Source organism: Marinobacter sp. (assembly GCF_046484525.1).
In the GTDB taxonomy this organism is placed as follows: Bacteria; Pseudomonadota; Gammaproteobacteria; order Pseudomonadales; family Oleiphilaceae; genus Marinobacter.
Genome location: NZ_JAWOIS010000046.1, coordinates 1 through 15,586, shown reverse-complemented (window position 1 = coordinate 15,586; position 15,586 = coordinate 1). Strand labels below are relative to the sequence as shown.

15 protein-coding genes and 2 pseudogenes are annotated in these 15,586 nt (G+C 56.1%); 12 read left to right on the top strand and 5 right to left on the bottom strand.

All coding sequences use genetic code 11. The annotated features are described in order from the left end of the window. Nucleotides 1-125: 125 nt before the first annotated feature. Nucleotides 126-1,394: an alkane 1-monooxygenase gene (locus R6W86_RS10130; protein ID WP_410329235.1), complete on the bottom strand. Its 1,269-nt coding sequence runs from the start codon at nucleotides 1,392-1,394 to the stop codon at nucleotides 126-128. Nucleotides 1,395-1,591: 197 nt separating this feature from the next. Here R6W86_RS10130 and R6W86_RS10125 point away from each other — a divergent pair, with 197 nt between their 5' ends. From R6W86_RS10125 to R6W86_RS10105, 5 genes are all read left to right on the top strand, one after another. Further along, on the top strand, nucleotides 1,592-1,849 hold the full coding sequence (locus R6W86_RS10125) for a hypothetical protein (RefSeq protein ID WP_410329234.1): 258 nt from the start codon (nucleotides 1,592-1,594) through the stop codon (nucleotides 1,847-1,849). A 90-nt stretch (nucleotides 1,850-1,939) separates the two neighbouring features. Beyond that, a complete protein-coding gene (locus R6W86_RS10120) occupies nucleotides 1,940-2,158 on the top strand; it encodes a hypothetical protein (RefSeq protein WP_410329233.1) in 219 nt (72 codons plus the stop codon). A 155-nt stretch (nucleotides 2,159-2,313) separates the two neighbouring features. After that, on the top strand, nucleotides 2,314-2,877 hold the full coding sequence (locus R6W86_RS10115; RefSeq protein ID WP_410329232.1) for an alkaline phosphatase PhoX: 564 nt from the start codon (nucleotides 2,314-2,316) through the stop codon (nucleotides 2,875-2,877). Further along, a complete protein-coding gene (locus R6W86_RS10110) occupies nucleotides 2,816-3,658 on the top strand; it encodes a PhoX family protein (protein ID WP_410329231.1) in 843 nt (280 codons plus the stop codon). Before R6W86_RS10115 ends, R6W86_RS10110 begins: the two co-directional genes overlap by 62 nt. Before the next feature lie 190 nt (nucleotides 3,659-3,848). Beyond that, a complete protein-coding gene (locus tag R6W86_RS10105) occupies nucleotides 3,849-4,172 on the top strand; it encodes a DUF4870 family protein (protein ID WP_410329267.1) in 324 nt (107 codons plus the stop codon). 7 nt (nucleotides 4,173-4,179) lie between these two features. Here R6W86_RS10105 and R6W86_RS10100 read toward each other — a convergent pair whose 3' ends face one another. Next, nucleotides 4,180-4,560, bottom strand: coding sequence for a DUF6316 family protein (locus tag R6W86_RS10100; protein WP_410329230.1), 381 nt, complete (start codon nucleotides 4,558-4,560; stop codon nucleotides 4,180-4,182). A 377-nt stretch (nucleotides 4,561-4,937) separates the two neighbouring features. Here R6W86_RS10100 and R6W86_RS10095 point away from each other — a divergent pair, with 377 nt between their 5' ends. The 4 genes and pseudogenes from R6W86_RS10095 to R6W86_RS10080 all read left to right on the top strand — a co-directional run bounded on the left by R6W86_RS10095 (nucleotide 4,938) and on the right by R6W86_RS10080 (nucleotide 7,437). Further along, entirely contained in the window at nucleotides 4,938-5,678 is a 741-nt protein-coding gene (locus tag R6W86_RS10095) for an outer membrane beta-barrel protein (RefSeq protein ID WP_410329229.1), read from the top strand. Further along, entirely contained in the window at nucleotides 5,675-5,995 is a 321-nt protein-coding gene (locus R6W86_RS10090; RefSeq protein WP_410329228.1) for an OmpA family protein, read from the top strand. The genes R6W86_RS10095 and R6W86_RS10090 overlap by 4 nt, the downstream gene beginning before the upstream one ends. A gap of 20 nt (nucleotides 5,996-6,015) precedes the next feature. After that, a pseudogene (locus R6W86_RS10085) lies at nucleotides 6,016-6,579 on the top strand (thrombospondin type 3 repeat-containing protein); the annotation flags it as partial. After that, nucleotides 6,556-7,437: a thrombospondin type 3 repeat-containing protein gene (locus R6W86_RS10080; protein WP_410329266.1), complete on the top strand. Its 882-nt coding sequence runs from the start codon at nucleotides 6,556-6,558 to the stop codon at nucleotides 7,435-7,437. The pseudogene R6W86_RS10085 and the gene R6W86_RS10080, both read left to right, overlap by 24 nt. Nucleotides 7,438-8,045: 608 nt before the next feature. Here R6W86_RS10080 and R6W86_RS10075 read toward each other — a convergent pair. After that, nucleotides 8,046-8,336 (bottom strand): hypothetical protein, encoded by a 291-nt coding sequence (locus tag R6W86_RS10075; protein WP_410329227.1) that lies wholly within the window; start codon nucleotides 8,334-8,336, stop codon nucleotides 8,046-8,048. Between the two features lie 158 nt (nucleotides 8,337-8,494). Further along, nucleotides 8,495-11,956, bottom strand: a complete 3,462-nt coding sequence (locus R6W86_RS10070; RefSeq protein ID WP_410329226.1) for an EAL domain-containing protein — start codon at nucleotides 11,954-11,956, stop codon at nucleotides 8,495-8,497. A gap of 295 nt (nucleotides 11,957-12,251) precedes the next feature. On the opposite strand from R6W86_RS10070, the gene R6W86_RS10065 reads away from it, so the two are divergent. Further along, nucleotides 12,252-12,599 carry a roadblock/LC7 domain-containing protein gene (locus tag R6W86_RS10065; protein ID WP_410329225.1) on the top strand — a complete coding sequence of 116 codons (348 nt, stop codon included), beginning with the start codon at nucleotides 12,252-12,254 and terminating at the stop codon, nucleotides 12,597-12,599. A gap of 4 nt (nucleotides 12,600-12,603) precedes the next feature. On the opposite strand, the gene R6W86_RS10060 is transcribed toward R6W86_RS10065, so the two are convergent. Then, nucleotides 12,604-13,917 (bottom strand): MFS transporter, encoded by a 1,314-nt coding sequence (locus R6W86_RS10060; protein WP_410329224.1) that lies wholly within the window; start codon nucleotides 13,915-13,917, stop codon nucleotides 12,604-12,606. Between the two features lie 171 nt (nucleotides 13,918-14,088). On the opposite strand from R6W86_RS10060, the gene R6W86_RS10055 reads away from it, so the two are divergent. Together R6W86_RS10055 and R6W86_RS10050 are read left to right on the top strand one after the other, a co-directional pair. Then, entirely contained in the window at nucleotides 14,089-14,925 is an 837-nt protein-coding gene (locus R6W86_RS10055; RefSeq protein ID WP_410329223.1) for a 23S rRNA (adenine(2030)-N(6))-methyltransferase RlmJ, read from the top strand. A 31-nt stretch (nucleotides 14,926-14,956) separates the two neighbouring features. Continuing rightward, nucleotides 14,957-15,586, top strand: a pseudogene (locus tag R6W86_RS10050) (hypothetical protein); the annotation flags it as partial.

Below are 15,586 nucleotides of genomic sequence, written 5' to 3'. Positions count from 1 at the left end.
GGCGCTCCCATCCTTCCGAAACCGTCTGTGGCCATGGATGGCCACAGCCGAGCCCTACAGGGACGTACTTGCGGGCGTGTTTCGGAAGGATGGGGGCGCCTGACCGCAGGCACCCAACTCTGCGGCTACGCAGCCTCGGAATCCGACCTGGACTCCCGCCGAGCCTTGGCCTCAGCCGCCACCCTGGCAGCATAATCCGCATACCTGGCCATCAGCTCCTCCTTCCGATCCGGATCCCAGTTGATCTTGCTGAGATTGCCCTCGTAGTGGTCGATGACTCGCTTGTCCATCTCCTCGTACCACCAGTTCGGAACATAAGCCGGCAACAGCATCGATGCATAGCCACCGGGCAACTGTGGCGCCTTCTCGAAGTGGCGCAAGGCCTGGAAACTCCGGGTCGGATGGGCGTGATGGTCCGAATGCCGCTGCAGCTGATACAGGAACAGGTTGGTCACAATGTGATTGCTGTTCCAGCTGTGCTCCGGCTTCGTCCGCTCATACTTGCCGTTCTTGTCCTTCTGCCGCAGCAGACCATAGTGCTCGATGTAGTTCACGCTCTCCAGCAGACTGGCGCCATACACCGCCTGCGCCGCCAGGAACGGAACCGCACGGGGACCGCACACCAGCGTGGTGGCACCAAAGAACCCGGCACTCATTGCCCAGCCCTGCAGCAACTCATTGTCCAGACTCCAGAAACCCTTGCCCTTGCGAGCCAGACGGGCCTTCTCGATCTTGACCGACGACTTGATGCCGCCAATCACCGTCCGCGGCAGGAACTTCCAGAAACTTTCACCCATACGGCTGCTGGCAGGGTCCTCCGGGGTGGCTACCCGCTTGTGATGCCCGAAATTGTGCTCCACCAGGAAGTGCGTGTAACCGGTCGGCGCCAGCGCCGCCATCGCCAGCAGCTTGTTCAGCTTATTGGACTTGTGGCCCAGCTCATGGGCTGTGTTGATGCCCACTCCATTGATGGCACCAACCGTCAAAGTCAGACCGATCTTGTCCTCAATTGGGGTCTTCTTCCGGCTGGCCAGCCAGGCGCCCATGAACGTCATGGCGTACTGGGTCGGGATGAACGCCTTCACAATCCGGTCATAGTATTTGTCCTGCTCCAGTGGCTTGACCGCTGCTTCCGGAGGATTGCTCTGATCTTCACCGATGGCCCGGTCCAGGGCGGGAATGATTCCGTGTACCAGCGCCGGACCAGTCCAGGCGAGGGCTTTAAGTTTCTTCGGGGCGATGGCATACCCGGACAGGGCGGCCAGGCCGATGCCGGGCAGGGCGGGGCCAAGGAGCCACAGGTAACGTTTCGGATCTGTCCAGTCCTTGCCGTTCTGAAGGGAGGCATCCTTCTCTTCATGCTTTTGTACCGCGTCGTTGACCTTGGCATTCATATCCGGATCTCCGTCTTGTTCATTGTTTGATCCAATTTATGTCGGACAATCGGGCAATTCAACTTTTGTCGGACAATTTTGGTGGGTTGGCATGAAATGACAAGCAAAGAGAGAGTGGCGAATCCACGACAACTGAACCAAACTTTGTGCAAACAACAATCAGCTCGGCCAAACAGCGCGACAGGGATGATTCAGCCATGACACCTCAAGATACTCAGGGCGCCGTCGCCCATTGGTCCGTTCAGGATATGCTCCGGGAATACGTGACCACAGGCAAAATGGCAGAAGTCGTGTACCGGGATGGAGCCGGTCAGGTCTGTATTGCCCACGACACCATCCGGGACATTTTCAGCCGTGCCGGCAAGGACTTTATCCTCCTCGGCAGGGGGGAAATGGTGGGTGTTGACCACGTCATCACCATCGATGGCAGGTTCCCCACTGTAAGTTGCTGCTAACCAAAGGGTAATGCCCCAGTAATTGTGTTATCTGCCGCCATGGGCGTAATCTCATCCCCATTGCGATTGATCTTCAACGGAGGGAACGTTATGAAAAAGCAAATGCTCGTAGCCATGGCATTGGCCGCTTCACTGGGGCTGGTAGCCTGCAGCTCAGAGGACGAGGAGGCCAACCAGGGCGTGGACATCGAACAGGCCGCCGACAACGCCGGTGATATGGCGGAAGAAGCCGGCGATGCAGTAGGCGATGCCGCAGAGGAAACCGCGGAAGAGGTGGAAGAGGGGTACGACGACGCGACCCAGCAGTGAATACGCCCTCGCCAGTCTCCTGCTGGGAGGCTGGCGTTTTGCTGTCAATAAACAGTTATGAATTTGTCTTCAAACAGTTCCCGTCCTGTCATATTTCCTGCCGAAACTGGCCTCTCCAAACCAACTTCCCCTGACCGTTGTGAGAGAGGCAAGAAATGGCCAAGCACGATCTTGATCCGAACTACCTGAACCCGAACTACGAGCCGGTAGTCAACCATTCCGAAAACACCCCGTTCCACCAGGTTCTGGCTGCCCGTATGCAGCGTCGTACCGTTATGAAAGGCACTGTGGGTGCCGCGTTGGCCAGTGTTATGGGTTTGGGGCTGGCAGGTTGTGGTGGTGACAGTGACAGCAATGCCAGCACCAGCACGAGTGACACTCCCGACGCCGATGTTCCGACCACCGAGCTGGGATTCAAAGCGGTGCCGGTTTCAACCGCTAACGAGATCAAAGTTCCGGAAGGTTACTCTTCACAGGCCTTCCTGCCCTGGGGTACCCCGATTACCGGTTCCTATCCCGAATACAGGCCGGACGGCACCAACAGCGGTGCTGACCAGGAGCAGCAGGTGGGCATGCACCATGACGGCATGCACTTCTTCCCGATCGATCTGAAGGCGGGAGGAAACAGTTCGACCGAAGGCCTGCTGGTGATGAACCATGAATACATCAACCAGGGTGCTCTGCACGCCAACGGTGCTACGTATAGGTGCTACGTATAATAGCAGCGGCAACCGCCCTTCGGATGAAGTCCGCAAGGAAATCGGAGCTCATGGTGTTTCCGTCGTTCATATCAAGCAGGACAGCAATGGTACCTGGGATACCGTATTCGGCAGCCCATTCAACCCGGAAAGCACTCCTCAGACGCGCACGGCGCTTGGACGTTTCGGTCACGAAGGTGTCATCTTTGCGCCAGTGAAGGAAGGCCAGCCGGTTGTCTGCTACTCGGGCGACGACTTCCGGTTCAATGAGGACGGCACCGGTGAATGGCTGCCGTTGGATCTGGATAATGCCGATTTCGCCGCCAACCCGATCGCCAACAACCAGAATGGTCACATTATTCGCTGGATGGAGGCGGGTAACGACCATGGTGCAACCTCCTTTGATTGGGACATCTTCGTGTTTGCCGGTCTCCAGGGTACCGAGACCGTTGTCGAGGGTGATGCGGTGGTAACCTTGAACGACGACAACATCTTCAACAGCCCGGATGGCCTGTGGTTCGACTACAATGGCCGCTTGTGGATCCAGACGGATGGTCGTGACGAGGCTCCGTATCAGAACAACATGATGCTGGCCGCCAATCCGGAGACCCGTGAAATCAAGCGATTCTTCGTTGGCCCCGTCGGTTGCGAGGTGACAGGTGTTGTCACTACCCCGGACGTCAAGACCATGTTTGTCAACATCCAGCACCCGGATGGTAACTGGCCGGATTCCTCCGATCCGCGTCCCCGGGATGCAACCGTCATCGTTACCCGCGATGACGGTGGTGTTATCGGCGCCTGATAGCCTCAAATCAGGAAGAAGTTGATTGAGAGGCCGACCCTGCACAAGTGGGGCCGGCCTTTTCTTTCATTGTTCGAGTCCGCGAAAACCACGGGTAGGCTTCGAAAAAGGCTGTGTTAGACTTCCGGAAAACCGATTGGAAGGAGTAGTTACCTTGCCCGAGGAATACATCCCCGCAAACGACGACCCCATGCAGCGCCGCTCGGACTCCGGGCGCAACCTGGCAGTGGCCGTTTACATCCTTCAGGCACTCGCGTTCTTCCTCGGCGGAATCACCGGTCTGGTGGGCGTGATTATCAACTACGTGAAGCTGGATGATGTCCGCAATACCTGGATTGAGCGCCACTTTCGCTGGCAGATACGGACCTTCTGGATCGGTTTGCTGTGGACGGTGATCGGAATTGTTACCACGCCGCTGATCATCGGCTGGTTTATCCTGCTGGGTATTTCAATCTGGATCATCTACCGGATTGTGAAGGGCGCTCTGGCCCTGAATGAAGGCAAGGTGGTCTGAACCCGGATCATCCGGTCTGTCGTGAACTGGCCCAATAGCGAATCTCGGCGCACAGCGCGCAGTGCTGTTTCTGGCAGGTTTCTTCGTCGTGGATCTGTATGCCGTGGAGCTGCAATGGCTGGTAGCGGCGCAGGGAATGCTTACTGCCATGGCGCTTCAGGTAATCGTCCAGGATGGAGCGGGCCTCTGCCTCTGACTCGAAGGGGCCCAGATCGCGTGCCTCTCGCGTTCTCACAAACCACCCCGCAGGCGTTTTCAGGAACCGGTTGCTCTTGACCGGTCCATCCTGGATATGACCGGGATCTTCCGCCACCGATTCTACAAGTCCTTCGACCCTCTCCTTTTGTCGTGCCTGTTTTGACAGGCGCTTCAGTCCCTTTCTGATCATTCTGGTTCTCTCATGTTTCTATGCACCGCGGTTCTCGAAGTTGCCCGGAGCAAAATATATCAGCTTCCGAGGTAATTTGTGACGTGGTTCACAAAAAAGTCTGAATGCCAAAAGGAGAACGGGCCATTTGAAGAGGCCGATCGTTACCGACGACACATCACATATGGCCAAGTGTATGGTTCTAAAGATGTAACGATCGCGTCACAAAAAAAGCAGGCGTCAGGATCAAAGTTGGTAAATTTGACGCAGGTCAATGCGGATTAAGGCCAAGCAATGTCGTGCCCGTTTGGCCCAAACTGCCAATGTCCAAGAAATACGATCACGGGTGTGATCAGAAGGAAATCCGATAAGAGAAAACAATAGAAAGGAGTGGTTGCATGATGAGACGGCGAGCATTGACCTCTGTAATTGCCGCAAGCAGCCTCGCGCTGGCCGCGCAGGTTGCCCAGGCTGAGGCGGTCAGGCATGAGACCGAGGTATCGCTGCTGGGCACTTACATTGAGCCTGACAGTGACCGCACCGATGAATACGGCTCTGCGGTACGGGGCATTTTCAGCATCCGGATGGGCAAGCACTGGTGGGTAGAACCCCAGTTCTATACTGGTGTCATCGAGACCGGCGTAGATGGCGGCACTGACTATTACCAACAGGGTCTGGGAGCCGACCTCAGCTACCGTCTGTGGGAGAGTGATTCGTTCACCCCCTACGGCTCTCTTGGCGGTGGTGTCTCACGAAATGACGTGGCCAATAATCCGGCCAGCGAATTTGGCGGTTACGGCAACGCTGCTTTGGGCATCCTCAGCAGTTCCTTCACCCAGTCTGGCCTCAGGGTGCGAGCCGATGCCCGCTACGTCTACGACTCCTTTGACGACGGACTTTCCGACCTCCATTTCAGCCTCGGCGTGACTGTTCCCATTGGCGCCACCGCACCCGGATTGTCGAGAAAACCACCGTTATCGAGAAGCCTGTGGTTGTTGAGAAAGACTTCGCCGATTCGGACAAGGACGGCGTTGTGGATGGTGTCGATCAGTGCCCGAATACCCTGGAAGGTCTTGAGGTCAATTCCGTGGGCTGCGTCGAGACTGACAAGGCCCAATCCGTGGTTCTGCAGGGCGTGACCTTTGAATTCAACTCGGATCGCCTGACCGCCAATGCCCGGGATATCCTCATTCCGGCCGCCGACGCCCTTAAGGGACAGCCGGATCTGAATGTGGAACTGGCCGGGCACACCGATAGCGTGGGCTCCGAAGCCTACAACCAAAAGCTGTCGCAGCGCCGGGCAGAGTCCGTGCGTAATTACCTGCTAGACCTCGGCTTTGATCCTGACCAGTTGACCGCTGTCGGCTATGGCGAATCGAAGCCGATTCGCAGCAACGACACCGAGGAAGGCCGCGAACGGAATCGTCGCGTTGAATTCAATGTTGTCTCCGAGTGAGATGTAGAGGGAGTTTGAATATGAATCTCAAAAACTATAACTGGCCTTTGATACTGCTGGCTACTGCGCTGCTTTCGCTGGCGGGGTGTAAGTCTGACAGTATGGTTGTTCCTGATAGTGGCATTGGTGGCGATTCTCAGGTCTTTGATGCTGATGGTGATGGCATTCCGGATAATCAGGATTCCTGTCCGAATACGGTTAACAGCGGTGTTGATGCTGATGCCGATGGTATCGATGATGCCTGTGATGGAGAGGTAACCAGCAACGACCTCGACAATGACGGGGTGCTCAATAGCGAGGACAACTGCCCCCTCGTCAAGAATCCTGGCCAGGCCAACAAGGACAGTGACCTGTATGGCAATGCCTGCGATACCGATGCTGATGGTGACGGGGTCGATGACAAAACCGATAATGGTGATGGCACGTTCACCGTCATTCCGGTTTCAGGGGGTGGGGATAACTGCCCATTGACGCCGAACAGCAGTCAGGCTGATCAGGATAATGACGAAATCGGTAATGCTTGTGACGACGACATTGACGGCGATAACGTCAATAACGATGTGGATAACTGCCCGCTAGCAGCAAACGCCGATCAGGCAGATGATGATGGCGATGGTGTTGGTAATGTCTGCGAAGCTGACGCAGACAGCGATGGTATCCCCGATGGCGCGGATAACTGCCCTGATATAGCGAACCCGGACCAGGAAGATCTTGATGGTGATGGTCAGGGTGATGTCTGCGATTCTGACACCGATGGTGACGGAATTGATGATGAAAATGCACGTGGGCAACCCCTGGATAACTGTCCATTGGCAGCTAACCCGGACCAGGCTGACACTGACGGCGATGGCATTGGTGATGAGTGTGACTTGGTGAATGATGCAGAATATGCGTGCGATTTAGGCGAGCAATTCTCACCGATGTTGACCAGTGATACCGATTTGGCAGCGGAAGCGTCCAAAGATCGCTCTGACTGCCTGCTCAGTCTTGGTCTTCTGTGTGATGTCGACTCACCCGAGAACGTTGTCGACAACGATCTGGCGAACTTTGCCACTATGCTGAACGGCGTGGATTTGCTCGGGCTTTCCGCAGTTAGACTCCGTGTTGCCACAACCACTGGATTCGCTTACCCGGGAAGTAATGCCGTCGGTATAGCTTTCAATGAAAGCGCTCAGTCGCTGCAGACGGATCTTCTGGGTGGTCAACTGATCGTTCGGACGCTGCTTGATGGCGCTGTTCAGGAGGAGAGCACAGCGACAGGGGCACTGGATCTTGATCTTCTCGGCGCATCTGGCTTTTTGGGCGGGACAGATAGCTCGTTCCTGGTCTTCCAGACAGAGCAGCGGTTTGACAGTGTTGAAGTGGAATTTGCCCCCTCACTGCTCTCACTGCTCAATGAGGTCAACATCCAGGCGGTGTGCGCAGCCAAAGAGGGTCTTTGATCTCGCTGGCAGCACATGAAACCTCGAATCAGGGCCGGCAATTTGCCGGCTCTTTTTGTTTTAGATCTGACTTCCGACCCAACTCACCGAAGCCAGCCCAACAAGGAAAACCAGCACTGCGATTAACACCCTTCTGCGCCGGTGTGGTGGCACCAGACTAGGCTGCGCTGCGGTCCCTTCGGTCACTCCACTCATGATGTTACCTCCACGGAAATTCCGGCAGTGCGGGCTGTAGTGACCTGTCTGCCAGGGATACTGAAATAATTTCTGCAGTTATGCCGAGTCCACGGGAAATACATTGATTCAGCCTCCCGGCTTCTTTGGTGAGAGAAGGGAAGGCTTGGGTGGGTGTTCGTCGGAGAGTGTTGAAGAAGAGTCGGGAATCCGGCCCGTCGGCAGAGAAGGCGAAAAAAGTATTGGGCGTTATGTTGCTGCCCGTGTCTGTCCATTCGCATGTTCAATCCTTTACCGGATTGGATAACCACTACACGAAATGACATTTCCCTGTCGGGCCACATCCTATGACACACTATAGATCACAGCAGCCGGATGGGGATAAAAAATATGTTAAATATTCGGATTGATCCTGGAATTCACCAGACGGGACACTAGGCAATGGCCAGGGCTCCCTGGTAGTCCAACGTCTCCGCGCACCTGCCGCAATTGTTCTTTACGCATGTCTCGGAATCGTGAACTGAGAATCCGCTGTACCGGTGATCGGGGTCACGAGGGTTCAGGCCTGCATGAAGCTTGATGTGAGCCGCCAGCGCAGCATAGGCTTGTGGTTTCGTCGGAAAGGGGCCCAGATCATAGGGTTCGCGAGTCAGGGCATACCAGCCGGCCGGTGTCTTCACAAATCGGCGGGGATCAGACTGTGGATTGATCTTGCCAGTATTCATGGGCCATGGCTCCGGATGGGTTATCTGCCTGAGTTGAAAATCTTTTTTTCTCAATCCTGTCGGACAATTTACTCTAAACAGGTCATTGCGAAATTGTTTGAAATGACCGGGTTTCCCGGCAAACGGGTCAATGTTCGCACATCCTTTCCTGTCTGTAATCAGGATCTAATCCACTGAACCAGGTCAGCGAAGGGCATTGGGCGCGCGAAGTAGTAGCCCTGAAACGCACCGCAGCCAAACTCTTTCAGCTTTTCCAGCTCATCCGCAGTCTCGACACCCTCGGCGACGACATTCAGGTCCATTTCTCGTGCAAGAGTGATAACGCCCCTGCAGACTTTGGCATCTCTCTCGCTGTAGGGGACCCTCTCGACAAAGCTTCGATCAATTTTGATCTTGTTCACTGGCAGGTCTCGCAGATAGCTGAAACTGGAGAAGCCGGTGCCAAAATCGTCTATTGCGGTGGCTATTCCCATGCCGCTGAGCGCGTGGAGTGTGTCAATAGCACCTTCCGTATCTTTCATCAGGATGCCTTCGGTAAGCTCCAGCTCCAGATATTCCGGCGGCAGACCGGTTTTCTCAAGGGTCGCTCGCAACGCTGCCATGAACGTTGGACGGTGAAACTGCATGGGCGAGAGATTTACAGCCATTCTGCCCCTCAAGAGGCCCATGGATCGCAGCTTTTGGGCATCCTGACAGGCTTGGGTGGTAACCCATTTGCCAACCTGAATGATCTGCCCGGTTTCCTCTGCGATCGGGATAAACTCAGCCGGAGAAATAAAGCCTTTAACCGGGTGTTTCCAGCGAATGAGAGCCTCGATACCGCAAAGTTCCCCGTGCTCATTTGTCTGTGGTTGATAGTGCAGTTGAAGCTGAGCGGACTGTATGGCCTCCTGCAGGTCATTTCTCAGAGTCACCCGTTTTGAAACCTTGGTGTCCAGGTCGGGGGTAAAAATCTCGTAGGTGTTCCGGCCACGCTGCTTGGCTTTGTACATGGCCATATCGGCCTGCTGTAACAGTTTTTCCGGGTGGTCGACGCCAGCAGAAAGTACGCTGATGCCGATGCTTGCTGAGATGTTGAGCTCATGCTCACCAATGATGTGTGGCCTGGACAATTTTCCGAGGATCCGTTCAGCTACGTCCTCCGCCTCGTGAAGTGATGAAAGGTCCGGCAGCACAAGTACGAACTCATCGCCTCCGAATCGAACCAGCGTGTCGATGGGGCGGATGCAGCAGCTCAGCCGATCGGCCACACTGATCAGGAGATCGTCTCCGATTTTATGGCCGAGTGTGTCGTTGATCGGTTTGAACTCATCCAGATCGACAAAGAGCACGGCCAACGGCTGATCATGGCGGCGTGAGAGAGCAAAGTCATGGCTTAGATGATCCTCGAACAGGGCGCGGTTACCAAGTCCGGTCAGTGCGTCGTGAGTGGCCTGGTGGGCGAGCTGGCTCTCTTCCTCCTTTCTCACGGAGATATCTTTCATGATTGCTACAAAGTGGGTGACTATCTGCTGATTATTGTGCACGGGCGCTACAGAGACCTGGTTCCAGAAAGGACTGCCATCCTTGCGATAACTTTTGAGGGTCAGGGTAACCGGGCGACCGCTCTCCGTTGCCGACCGAATCTGCTCGAGATCGTCGGGATCCGTCTCGATGCCGGCCAGCTGGCGGGCGGGCGTGCCGACGACTTCGTCTCTGTCATAGCCGGTCATTGCTGTGAAAGCCGGATTGGCGAAAACGATCGGACGGTCTGGATCCCTCTCATCAACCACCAGTACAGCGTTATCGCTGGATTCCAGGCCTCGCTTGAAGATACGTTGGTTCTCTTCGGCAGCTACCCGCTCTGTGATGTCCTGGGCGATCGTAAAGACGCCGGTAACCAGGCCCTCTTCAACGATCGGCAAAAAGTCGCAGTCATAGTGTTTGGTGTTGCTGCCCTGTGGCGTGAAGGACACCTTGATCGTTTGTGTATGACCTTCCGCTGCATTGCGAAACGCTGTATCGAACATGTGTTGATCGGCCTCAGGCATCGAGCCCGATTCAATCACATCGTTGTAATGAGTGATCCCCAGCTGGGTGTCGTCCAGTCGTGTTGTGTTCCTGGCAAGTCGGTTTAGTGCCTGGAAGTGGCCATCTTTGTCAAAAGCAAAAACCGCGTTGGGCGATTGCGAAAACAGCGAACGGAACCTTTGTTCACTTTTCGCCAATAAGTGGGTCTGTTTCTTGTGGGTGCGGATCAGGTCCCGGCCCGTGGTCAGCAGGTAACTTACCAGCAAGCCGACGATGAAGAGCATGGGGGGGAGCGCAGCCCGCAACGAGTAAGGTTCGAGAGGCCCCGCTGTTGCAACAAGTTTAAGTGCGGGGCCGCTGCTGATGTTCAGGGCAAGCTCTTCATAGACGTCAGCAGCCGGGTCGGGTTGCCTTTTTACGTTATTGCTTTCAGTAAGTTCCAGGGTGACAGTGAACTCGTCGGTGACTTGTGGGCTGCTTTCTTGCAGTGTTCTCTTTAAATCGAACACCGCCAGCATGCGTCCGCCGGCCACAAGGTGCGGTGAAACGATGACCAATGCCATGAATGGGCGGGAGGTATCGGGAAGCCGCCACGAACTTGCCACTTCCTGCTCTTTGCTATGGCGCATCCATTTGAGCGTCTCCGGAGACACGACCTGATCCATCAGCCACAGAAGTTCCGTAGGGCTTCTGGCTACCCGCCACTGATCGGCTTGATCCTCATGGAAAAACAACAGTGCCTGAAGCGCTGGTGTATCATCCAGGTAGCGCCGAGTCTCCAGCTCTTTCAGTTGCTCGGGCACGTTGAATTCCAGAACCGCCCACCGTCTGATCATCCGTTCTATCAGGTTGACCTGGCTCTTCATGGAATCATTAAAAGCTTTGGCATGATGTTCCAGTACCGTTATGGCGCTGTGGTTGCGGGAGGCATAGGTTCCCCATGCGGCGAGGGCAACCAGAGTAAACGTGGTGATAACAGCGGCGCTGCCCATCGCGACCGACCCCTTGCTCAAAACCTGGCGCGTTGAAGCGCCCTGGTTTGCGAGAAGCAACGAGGCAATTCCAAAACACAGATAAAACAAGCCGGCTGCAGGAGATATGTCGCCTAACAGCCATTCGAACTGAGGAATGACACGGCCGATCAGATGGTAGGCAATGACCAACACTCCGACTGCGACACTCAGAGCTCCTCCAATAAGAGCAATCGATTGACGAGTATTGGTTTTGAAACCCAGTAAGAATGACGCTGCGGGGATAGCCATCAGCAGTAATAACGGGGGCCAGGATTCACTTTGAAGAGGCGAAGAATCCGAGGGATGGAAAGACGCAGGTGCGATGGTTGGGCCGGATAGCGAACTGTATCCTGCCAGCAGCAACAAGAGAGACCCAGAAAGGATGGCCCAGAGCCGGCTAGCTGTTAGCTCTGCACTGAGCGCGAGCGAAACAAGAACGACTGCGACCGATTCGGACAGGGATAACTCAAACCTGCCTGGTATCGGAAGCCGGGGATAAATTTGTGCAAAAACGCTTAGCAGGCTGCTGAGCAATCCACATATGACAACAATAAGCAGCCAGGCCTGAATTCTCAGGTCTTGAATCGTTTTAACCAATCTACTGTTCCATGTAAGGCATTAAGCGGGTGTTTTTCCAGAACGCAGCATGCAAATGCAAATCCAGTGTTTCGCATGACGATATGGCTGCCTGATTTTTCCGCGATTTTTGAACCTGAGCAATGCATATTCGCGTGAAAAGCAGATGATCGGCGCTTTTTTGCAAGTTTTTACACTGTCCGAACACATTTTCTTACCTTTCCGCAACTTTGAAATATCCGTTTGGGGGCTGGAATAAGGTAGTGTTCGTTAAGTCATTAGCGAAATACGAAGGTTGCAAATGTCCGGATCTACCATGAATGAATTGCTGGAGAGACTATGTGAAGGCTCGGACGAGCTTTGGTTGAGCATGGTGGTTTCGACGGATGGCCTTGTCCTGGCACACCATGGCAACGTGAGGGATCCGGACCGGTTCGGAGCTTACTTTGCCGAGCTCAAGGTGGTTTGTGAAAAAATCATTGCCCAATTGGACCTTGAGGAGATCGAGGAAATCTACATACGGTCAAAGTCGGGCGCGGTAACGCTGTTTCCGATTTTTGACAAGGGGTACCTGGCCTGTTTGTCCTCAGCCAGCATGAATGCCGGGAAAGTGCAGATCCATGCCTGGCAATACATCAGGAAAATTCATGCGCTGATGTCCTGAGGCATCAGTCCTCAGTAACTTCCTTTAGGCGTATCGCACTGAACATCCCCGCAAGTCCCATCAGCCCCAGCACGAGGATGACGGCAACCTCTGAAAACACAGAAATCACTGCCGTCAGGCCACCGGTGACCAGCAGCAGTGCCCCGATCACCGTATTGCTCACGGCCGTATAGTCCGTGCGCTTGTTGCCTCCGGCCATGTCCACCAGATAGGTCTTGCGTCCGAGGCGGACGCCGGCGTGGGCGATGCTGAGGACAAAGAAGGCGACCGGGTAAAACCAGACGCTGCCGATATCTTCTCCCACGATCAGCGCGGTGATGCCGACGGCCAGGCACACAAAGCTGGCCATGGCAGCACCGCGGATCATGACCCGGCGGCTGGAGGTGTCTGCCGCCCAGCCCCAGAAGCTGGCACTCAGGGAACTGGCAAGACTGCTGGCGAGAATGAAAACACCGAGCATCCAGCCGATGTCGGATTCCTTCTGGGCCAGTACCACAAAATAGGGTGAGGCGAGGGCAGAGCCCAGTAGCAGCGCCCGGGTAATCACGAAATGCCGGAATGGCGCATCATCGCGCACCAGGGAGAGGCTGTGAATGGCTTCGGTCAGGGCGTTACCACCGCCTCCGGTTTCACCGGCGTATTCCTCGACATTGGCGAACAGGAATCCGGCAATCACCCAGAGCACCGCCGCCAACAGCAGCAGAGCCGTGTAGAAGGCCAGGGTAGGATCGCCACGATCCCAGAACAGCAGGGCGGTCATGATGACGGTGGCGGTGCCGCCGATGGTTGCGGCCAGCCCCGACAGGCGCCCCCGGCGGGTCTTGGGAATGCATTTTCCCTGCACGTCTTTCATGGAGACCGAGCAGAACCCCCGGGCCAGGGAAAATGCGATCAATGCCGCTACAATGCCGCCACCGGCGGCGTAGCCTTCCAGGAACCAGACGCTCGCGGCCATGGCGGCCACGCTGACGGCCTGGCCGAAGCTGCCAAGGGTCCAGAACCATTTGCGTACTGCTTTTCGGCGGACCCAGGCGGCAATCACCAGCTGCGGCACCATGGAGCCGGATTCACGGATCGGCACCAGCCAGGCCACCAGTGCCGGTGCACCCACGGCACTCATCAACCATGCCAGCACGGTCTTGGGGCTGATCAGCAGGTCGCCCAGCTTGGTGAGCACATTACTGGCGAGGATCAGGAAGAAGTTGCGGGGCACCTCCCGGCAGGCTTCCTCCGGGATGTCCTTGCAGACCCGGGCATCTTCCTCGTTGGCAATCAGGCTGTACAGCTGGTCTATGGTGTCCTGCTTCTTGGCTGGCAAGTGGCCGTCCTCCGGAAGAAATTTGGCAAGAGGATACCAGTAACGGTGGTATCCCTTAAGGGCGGAGTAAGGCCGATGCCGTTAAACAGAACAGATGATGGCTCCAGCACTGATCTTGCACATCCGGGGCCTGCTCGGGCTTAATGGGCGGCAAACCATGGAGCTTTTTTGATGCTGAGCTATCTGCATGCCTTCCACGCCGGCAATTTTGCCGACATCCAGAAACACGCCGCACTGACCCTCGCTTTATCCATGATGCAGGCCAAGCCATCGGGGATTGCCTGCTTTGATACCCATGCCGGCAGTGCCGTCTATGACCTTGGAAGCGAACGGGCCAGGAAAACCGGTGAAGCGGATTCCGGCGTGCAGAAACTGTGGGAGGTGCGCGAAAGTCTCGGATCACCGGACTGGCAGTCGGTATTGGCGCTGCTTGGCCGGCTGAACGCCGGTGACGGCCACCTGACGACCTATCCCGGGTCTCCCTTCTGGTTCCGCGAGTTTTTGCGGGTCGATGATTCATTGACCACATTCGAGTTACACCCGTCCGAGGGTGAGCAGCTGGCCGGCTGGGCCGGTCAGAAGGTGCGGGTGCTCAGGGAAGACGGGCTGAAGGGGCTGCTTGGGCAACTACCGCCAAAACAGCCTCGCCTGCTGGTGTTGATCGATCCTTCCTATGAAATCAAGGCGGATTACGGTTCCGTCGCCAAAACCCTGCAAAAGGCGTGGCAGAAATGCCGGCATGGCGTCTATCTTATCTGGTATCCGGTGCTGACCTCCGGCCTTGAGAAACAGCTTGCAGACGCGCTGCGTTCCGGGCCGGTTCGGAAAATTCTCCGCAGCGAGATACACCTCAACCATCCCCCGGAACGGGGCATGACCGGTTCCGGCATGTTGGTGGTCAATCCGCCCTGGGGCTTTGATGAGCGCCTCGGCGCGATGATCGATGATGTGTCTGGCGCGGACGGACTCGATGTCCGGCATGAGCTGGGCTGGCTGGTTCCGGAGTAGATTCCGGCCTCAGATTGCAGGAGCTGTCTTTTTGAAGGACGAAAACACGACCGAGCATTCCCCCCCGCTTCCCGGCGGTCTGATTCCCGTGGATCAGTGGAAACAGCCGGAAATGTCCGTGCCGCGGACACTCAAGGATGCTGTCCGTCACCTTACCGCCCAGCTTCGCGCGGGCATCTCACCGGATGAGGAACCTTTCCAGAGCCTGGATGATCTGCCTTCGCTCACCGACAAGCAGATTCAGCATATTGCTCCCCATCCGGACTCTACCGCCCTGGCCGGCGCCCTTCTGGATTCCCTTCGGGAGCTCAGGCAATTGGAAACCTTGCGCCGAGAGGTGGCCGTAGTGGTCGCGCCGCCATTTTCCGGGGTCAGGGAGGCATTGGTCCGGCTGCCCGGCCTCGGGGCAGTCTCCGCGGATGCCGAATCCTGGCACCTGATCGCACCTCCGGACAACCTGCTGATGAATCGGGAAGATGCCCGCCGTTGGTGGGATGAACAGAATCTGACCGGGCCCTGGGTCATTCCCGAGCTGGCGGATTTCTGGCTTCGTCATACCTCCGGTTTTGCCCTCATCAGCGAGTTGTTACGGCGTATCGCCTCCGGTCAGGTTGGGCCCGGATTGGTGGGCTGCTCCAGCTGGTGCTGGCAATTTTGGGAA